Annotated in this window: 4 protein-coding genes and 1 tRNA gene; 1 reads left to right on the forward strand and 4 read right to left on the reverse strand. The window is 75.0% G+C overall.

Annotation, left to right across the window (positions count from 1 at the left end; translation table 11 throughout):
- Positions 1-90 precede the first annotated feature (90 nt).
- Together ACFE60_RS17490 and ACFE60_RS17495 are read right to left on the reverse strand one after the other, a co-directional pair.
- Positions 91-1,071, reverse strand: coding sequence for a pirin family protein (locus ACFE60_RS17490; RefSeq protein ID WP_375390135.1), 981 nt, complete (start codon positions 1,069-1,071; stop codon positions 91-93).
- Positions 1,072-1,075: 4 nt separating this feature from the next.
- A complete protein-coding gene (locus ACFE60_RS17495) occupies positions 1,076-2,368 on the reverse strand; it encodes a M20/M25/M40 family metallo-hydrolase (RefSeq protein ID WP_375390136.1) in 1,293 nt (430 codons plus the stop codon).
- A gap of 94 nt (positions 2,369-2,462) precedes the next feature.
- On the opposite strand from ACFE60_RS17495, the gene ACFE60_RS17500 reads away from it, so the two are divergent.
- Positions 2,463-2,546: transfer RNA gene (locus ACFE60_RS17500), tRNA-Leu, on the forward strand.
- A gap of 55 nt (positions 2,547-2,601) precedes the next feature.
- On the opposite strand, the gene ACFE60_RS17505 is transcribed toward ACFE60_RS17500, so the two are convergent.
- Together ACFE60_RS17505 and ACFE60_RS17510 are read right to left on the reverse strand one after the other, a co-directional pair.
- A complete protein-coding gene (locus ACFE60_RS17505) occupies positions 2,602-3,738 on the reverse strand; it encodes a Vms1/Ankzf1 family peptidyl-tRNA hydrolase (RefSeq protein ID WP_375390137.1) in 1,137 nt (378 codons plus the stop codon).
- A gap of 108 nt (positions 3,739-3,846) precedes the next feature.
- Positions 3,847-5,107, reverse strand: a 1,261-nt coding sequence (locus tag ACFE60_RS17510; protein ID WP_375390138.1) for an alpha/beta hydrolase, incomplete at its 5' end; no start/stop codon positions are given.

A 5,107-nucleotide genomic window follows, 5' to 3' on the forward strand; every position in this document is an offset into this window, starting at 1 on the left:
ATCACGGGCGACCACCTCCGGCACACGGCAGGTCGTTCCCGCCCGCGGCAGGCTACCGGCGGCGGCGCGCGGGAGGCGCAACCGCGCCGGTCAGGCGCGGGAGCGCGGCTTCAGCCGCACCGTCGGCAGCTCGGGCGCCGCGAGCACGTCGTCCCACGACGCCGGGTGCGGGCCGAAGCGGCCGTCCGCTGCGCCCGTGGCGCGCTGCTCGGCGACCTGCGCCTGCCAGGCCGCTCGCGCCGCGACGATGTCGTCGTGGTCGCGACCGACGAAGTTCCACCACATCACGATGTCGTGCGGGAACGGCTCCCCCGCGAGCACCAGCACGCGGGCGCCCTCGGCGCCCGCGGTGACCGTCAGCGCCTCGCGGCCGGGCGGGAGGGCGATCAGCCGCGAACGCGTGGCGCGCACCCCCTCCACCTCCACGGCGCCGAGGTCGACGAGCACGCCGACCTCGAAGGACGGCTCGATCGGCGCGGACCAGCGCGCGCCGGGCGGGAGGCGGACCTCGGCGCCCAGCAGGGGTGTGGGGGCCTGCGGAGCGCCGGGCGCGCCGAGCCACTCCCCCACGAAGACGCGGACCTCCGCGCCGTCGACAATGACGGCCGGGGGGACGGCGTGCTCGAACCGGCGCGGCCCGTCGGTCTCCGGCAGCGCGAACCACAGCTGCGCGCCGTGCACGACCGTCGTGCCGGACGTCGAGAACTCGGAGTGCGCGACCCCGCTGCCGGCGGTCATCAGGTTCACCTCGCCGGGCCGCACGACCGCGACCGCGCCGGAGGTGTCGCGGTGCTCGACCTCGCCCTCGAAGAGCCACGTGACCGTGGCGAGCCCGGTGTGCGGGTGACCCGGCACGCGCATCCCGCCGCGCTCGGACAGGTCGTCCGGGCCGTAGTGGTCGACGAAGCACCAGGCGCCGATCAGCGACCGGGTGCGCTGGGGCAGCGAGCGCTGCACGCGCATCGCGCGCGGCCCGCCGAGCGGCACCTCCCGCGGCTCGAGCAGCTCGGGCGGGCCAGCCGGGCTCGGCGAGCCCTCGACGAGCTGCGGGTCCTGCTCGGTGACGCTCACGCGCTCAGTAGGTGAGGAGGAGGTCGGTCAGCACCCGGGTGCCGAAGTCGAGGGAGGCGAGCGGGACGCGCTCGTCGACGCCATGGAACATGGCCGGGAAGTCCAGGTCGGCCGGCAGCTGCAGCGGCGCGAACCCGTAGCCCGTGATGCCGAGCTTCGACAGCGCCTTGTTGTCCGTGCCGCCGGACATGAGGTACGGCAGCACGGGCGCACCGGGGTCGTGCTCGCCGAGCAGCGCGATCACCTTCTCGACCAGCGGGCCCTCGAAGGGGTTCTCGAGGCCGACGTCCGCGTGGACCGTCTCCAGCTCGATGTCGTCCCCGATCAGCGCGCGGATCTCCGCGAGCACGGCCTCCTCCTCGCCCGGCAAAGTGCGGATGTCGACGAGCGCGCTCGCGGTCGCCGGGATGACGTTGTGCTTGTACCCGGCCTCGAGCACGGTCGGGTTCGTCGTCGTCCGCAGCGTCGCGAGGACGAACCCGGAGGCGGTGCCGGAGGCGAGCACCACCGCGTCCTCGCCGACCTGCTTCGGGTCGAGGTCGAGCAGGCGGCCGAGCTCGTCGATCAGGGCCGCGGTCGTCGTGGTGAGCCGGATCGGCCAGTCCTTGCGGCCGAGCGCCGCCACCGCCTCCGCGAGCCGGACGACGGCGCTGTCGCGGATCAGGCGGGAGCCGTGCGCGGCGGGGCCGCGGGCGGTCAGCCTCGCCCAGACCAGCGCCTTCTCCCCCGTCTGCAGGAGGTAGGCCCGCCGCCCCCGCAGGTCGATCGAGTACCCGCCGACCTCGCTGATCGCCTCCGCCGCCCCCGCGAACAGCTCCGGGTGGTGGTCGACGACCCAGTGCGAGCCGAGCACGCCGCCCGCCTCCTCGTCGGCGAAGAACGCGACGACGAGGTCCCGCTCCGGCTGGTTGCCGGAGCCGAGGAGGTCCTCCAGCGACGCGAGCATCATCGCGTCCATGTCCTTCATGTCGACGGCGCCGCGGCCCCACAGCAGGCCGTCGCGGATCTCGCCGGCGAACGGATCGACGCTCCAGCCCGACGCGTCGGCGGGGACGACGTCGGTGTGGCCGTGCAGGACCAGGCCGGGCTTCCGCGAGCGCCCCTCGACCCGGGTGACGACCGACACCCGGCCGGGCTCCGGCTCGAACAGCCGCGTCTCGAGGCCCATGCGCTGCAGCACCGCCTCGACGTAGCCGGCGGCCTCCGCCTCCCCGTCGCTGCGGCCGGCGCCCCAGTTCACCGACGGGAACCGCACGAGGTCCCTGGCGAGCACCGCGGTCCTGCTGAGGTCCGTCACGGCTCCACGGTATGGCCCCGCGCCCCGGCCGGGTGGTGAGCGGACGGCGGACCGGCTGGTAATGTTCACGGTCGGCGCCGCGAGGCGCGCACCGGTCCGGGTGGCGGAATGGCAGACGCGCTAGCTTGAGGTGCTAGTGCCCTTAGCGGGCGTGGGGGTTCAAGTCCCCCCTCGGACACTCCGGTTGAGGCAGGCGGGCAAGGGCCGCGCGCGAGCGCGGCCCTTGCCCGTTCCTACGCGGTCGCGGCGACCCCGGCCGGCCAGCGGAGGAGCGCTGCCGCGCCCGCGTCGATGTCGCCGTCGGCGGTCGTCAGGATGCGGGCGTCGGTCAGCAGGGCCGCGCGGAGCAGCGCCTCCGCGGCCGGCACCTCGGCCACGACCGCCGCCGGGCCCGCGTCCTCCGCGCCGGACGCGAGCCACGGCACCTCGTCGAGCGCGAGCAGGCGCTCGCCGTCGAGCGCGGCCACGTCGAGCAGCAGGGTGTCGACCTGTGCCTGGCGCAGCGCCTCCACGACCGGGCGCAGCCCGACGTCGGCCGTCGGGCGCTCCTGCGTCAGCCGGGACCGCAGCGCGTCGAACGCCTCCGCGCGCTCCCGGCGCTCCACCTCCGCGACCTGCTCACCGACGAGCCGGTCGAGATCGGCGTCCCCGCCGCCGTCGGACCGCAGGTCCTTCTTCAGCTCCACGGCGATCGCGCGGGAGGCGGGTGCGAGCGCGTCGAGCAGCAGCCCCCGCGCGCGCAGGTCGCCGGACACGACGAGGAGCCGCGGGCGCACCTCCCGGACCAGGCGGTCGACCTCCGCGGACAGCTCGTGCTGCGTCTGCTTCCACAGCTCCTCGACGTGCTCGTGGTGGTTCAGATGCGACCAGCCGCCGGAGTTCGCCTTGTGCAGCGTGTCCGTGCGTCCCTGCAGCGAGGCGGTCGCCTCCGGGAAGAACGCGCCGGTCCGGTGCACCGCGATGTCGCCGCCGTCGCGCGACGCCTGCACGACCAGGTAGGCGAACTCGTCGACGCCGGTGCGGATGAGCGGCGCGATGCGCGGCAGCGGGCCGACCTCCAGCGTCTCCTCGGGCGCGGCGCCCGGCACGGTCTCGTCGACCACGACCGCGCCGTCCCGGGCGAGCAGGAACCGGCTGAGGGGCGACGGCAGCCCCGACGGCGTCGACAGCGCGACGTCGACGGCCGAGGTGGTCGCCTCGTCGGCGCCCCGCCTGGCCAGCCGGTCGCGCACCGACCGGCGGCGCGACTCCGCGAGCCCCTCCGGGTTCTCTCGGTCCCCGGACAGATCCAGGTGCACGGTGCTCCACCCGCCCGTGGCGCGCACCGCCTCCGTCAACCGCCTCCGCAGCGTGTCCGACCCATCCGTCATCCGTCCGGCTCCCTTCCGACGCGTCCGGGGCGGAACCCCTCCCGCTCCAGGTGCGGACGACGCTAGGGGGCGCACCCGACCGGTGCCCGGGAGTCGCTCCCGACGACGTCAGGGGGTCGGTTCGGGCAGCGGCGCGCAGGTGGCGTCCGGGCCCTCGCCCGCCGCTCTCGCGGGCAGCCGCCCGTCGCCGAGGTAGCGGGCGACGGTGTCGTCCACGCAGCCGTTGCCGCTCAGCGAGTCCGCGTGGGTGGTGCCGCCGGGCTCGGCCAGCAGGCGCGCCTCCGGGAACAGCCGCCGCACGGCCAGGCTGCCGCTGAACGGGGTCGCCGCGTCGAGGGTCTCGTCGATCATCAGGATCGGTACGACCTTCGACCCGTCGACCTGGACCGGGGTGCTCGGCTTCGCCGGCCAGGTGAGGCAGGGCGCGTTGAACCAGGTGTTGGGCCAGGTCTCGAACGGCGCCTCGGCGTCGGTGCGCTTCGCGTCGCTCGCCCAGGTCGACCACTCGGTCGGCCAGGCCTGGTCGGTGCACTGCACGGCGTTGTAGACGGCGTACCCGTTGTCGTCCTTCGTCTCGTTCAGCGAGCGCCAGTACTGCTGCGCGCGGGCGGTGTCGCCCTGCACCGCCTCCGACAGGGCCATGCCGAGATCGGGCCACAGCCCCTGCGAGTAGCCGGCGTACAGCATGGTGTCGGCGAGCTCCGCCGAGCCGAACACCCCGTCGGCCGGGGCCGCGGCCAGCTCGGCGTCGAGCCGGTCGTACGCCGCCTGCACCGCCGCACGGGTGCTGCCGAGGCCGTAGCTGCGGTCGTGCTTCGCGAGCCAGTCGAACCACCTCTCGATCACCGTCTGGAACGCGACGTCCTGGTCGAGGTTCGCGGGGTACCAGACGCGGGAGGGGTCGACGGTGGAGTCGAGGACCATCCGGGCGACCCGGGAGGGGTAGAGGGTCGCGTACACCTGGCCGAGGTAGGTGCCGTAGGAGAACCCGTAGTAACTGATGCGATCCACGCGGAGCGCCATCCGCAGGTACTCGATGTCGTTCGCGGCGTCTCGCGTGGTCATGTGGTCGAGCAGGTCGCCGTACTTCGCCCCGCAGGCCTTCGCGTAGCCGGCGGCCCGCGCCAGCCACTCGCGCACGGTCGCGTCCGTCGGCGGCGTGTACGCGGGACGCGGGCCGTCGGCGTAGTCCGCGTCGCAGGAGATCCGCGGCCGGGAGGCGCCGACGCCCCTCGGGTCGAAGCCGATCCAGTCGTACTGCGCGCCGACGCCGTCCGGCACGTTCCTGCCGAGCGTCGCGAGGCCGAGGCCGCTGCCGCCCGGCCCGCCCGGGTTCGCCAGGATGACGCCCGAGTACTGCTTCGCGGTG

It is taken from the genome of uncultured Amnibacterium sp., assembly GCF_964245895.1.
Lineage (GTDB): Bacteria > Actinomycetota > Actinomycetes > Actinomycetales > Microbacteriaceae > Amnibacterium.

Excerpts from the sequence above, each read along its gene's own strand:
- ACFE60_RS17505 (WP_375390137.1), bottom strand. The coding sequence starts at position 3,738 with ATGACGGATGGGTCGGACACGCTGCGGAGGCGGTTGACGGAGGCGGTG.